The 1501-nt window shown below is 55.7% G+C and carries 2 protein-coding genes; both read right to left on the bottom strand.

What is annotated here, in order from left to right:
• Nucleotides 1-163: 163 nt before the first annotated feature.
• Complete coding sequence (locus M622_RS38490; protein ID WP_031347614.1) at nt 164-424, bottom strand: hypothetical protein; 261 nt, start codon at nt 422-424, stop codon at nt 164-166.
• Between the two features lie 150 nt (nt 425-574).
• Nucleotides 575-1468, bottom strand: coding sequence for an alpha/beta hydrolase family protein (locus M622_RS39515; RefSeq protein WP_084520824.1), 894 nt, complete (start codon nt 1466-1468; stop codon nt 575-577).
• Nucleotides 1469-1501: the final 33 nt, after the last annotated feature.

Genomic DNA, 1501 nt, shown 5'->3' with positions numbered 1-1501 from the left:
TTTGGGAAAACGGCCTGTAACCCGCATGAACACTAGCGCGATTTCTCAAAAAACGGCTTTTTGGAAGGCGAACTGTCGAACTCGGGTGAACTGGGAAGGACGGAACTCTCGTTCCCCAGCAGGTTCACGGATCAGCTCACGCTAGCGGGCTGGGGACTCGCCCTCAGCGCTGCTGCGGCCCTCGAGAACCACGGATCACCTTGTCCAGCTGGTAATGCGCTTGTTTGCGGGCACGCTCCGATTGTTTCGTCAGTGCCTTTTGCACCAGATCCGCAAATTCGATCAAACCCTGCCGTGGATGATCCTCCAGCACGCCGCCATCCTGAAAGAAGGCAGCGATCCAGTGTGCATCCAGCTCGTCTTTCCCGGTCTCCTGCAAATATTCCGTTGCAGCCAGCTCGACGTATTCGCTCAGCTTGGGCATCACAACTCCCGTAAAAACAAAATTGCCCATGTACCTCGAGCCCCCAATCCACCTCCTCATGCGCAAACGCGGCTCGAGCATGCAAGAGCGATCAACGCGTTGACTCACTGCAATGCAGATCCACCCTCACCGAAGTCGTGCAGAAAGTGCTCAGAGCGCACTCTTGATGATCACATCGCTTTGGGCTTCATCGATGCTTTCCAGGGTCTTGAGCAGAGCAGACTTCTTTTCGTCCGGATCATCCGCCAGCGCATAATCCAGAAAGGCCAGCATGATCTCATTCGATAGTGTCTTTTGACGATCGGCAGTCATCACCCATCCTGACGGCACCGAGTACTGACAAGGCGCGGGGGCGCCGAAGTCACCCACGCCGGTATCGGGCGTGCGATTCTTGAGGTCTGCTTGAAAATGGATGGTGCCGTCATCCTTCAGCTTATCAGCCGCAAACCAGCACGGCAGATTGTCAAAGTTGAAGGCGATGCTGCGAATATTGCTATGGCCCATATGCGTGCCGCCGACCAGCTTGACCAGGACACGTGGCACATCAGCACGCTGATAAGTTTGAGCGCTGGTTCCGTCATACTCAACCAGCCGATCCTGATCGCCATGGATCATCAGCATGGGAAGCGGTCGAGTTTTATAAAAGAGCGGATAAAGTATATCGCCAACACCGGCAGCGAGCAGAATCGCCGCCTTCAGACGCGGCTCCATCAACTCCCTGTCGTAAGCTGCCAGGTAAGTGGTCAAACCGCCAAATGAATGACCGGCCAGTGCCATACGGGAACCGTCGACGGCGTCCTTCAATCGATCTGGCAGCCCCGCTTTCAGTCCGGTGGCGACATCAATCACCCAGCTGATGTCACCAGGTTGATTGAGCAGATCATTCATGTCCATATTTTCAAGGTCGCTCCCATTTGTTTTCGGGAAACGGGGAGCAGCCACAATAAAGCCGTGGCTGGCGAGATACTCCCCCGCCCAGCGGCTGTCTTCAACCTGAATCCGTGTTCTCTTCAGCGCGCACCCGTTCCGCGAGCCCCCGCGCATGATTTTTCCGCTGCCTGACCCACAATCTCAGTT

This window comes from Thauera terpenica 58Eu, assembly GCF_000443165.1.
Taxonomy (GTDB): Bacteria; Pseudomonadota; Gammaproteobacteria; order Burkholderiales; family Rhodocyclaceae; genus Thauera; species Thauera terpenica.
Note: the sequence above shows the minus strand (reverse complement) of the source record. Positions and strands in the feature narration are given on the sequence as shown.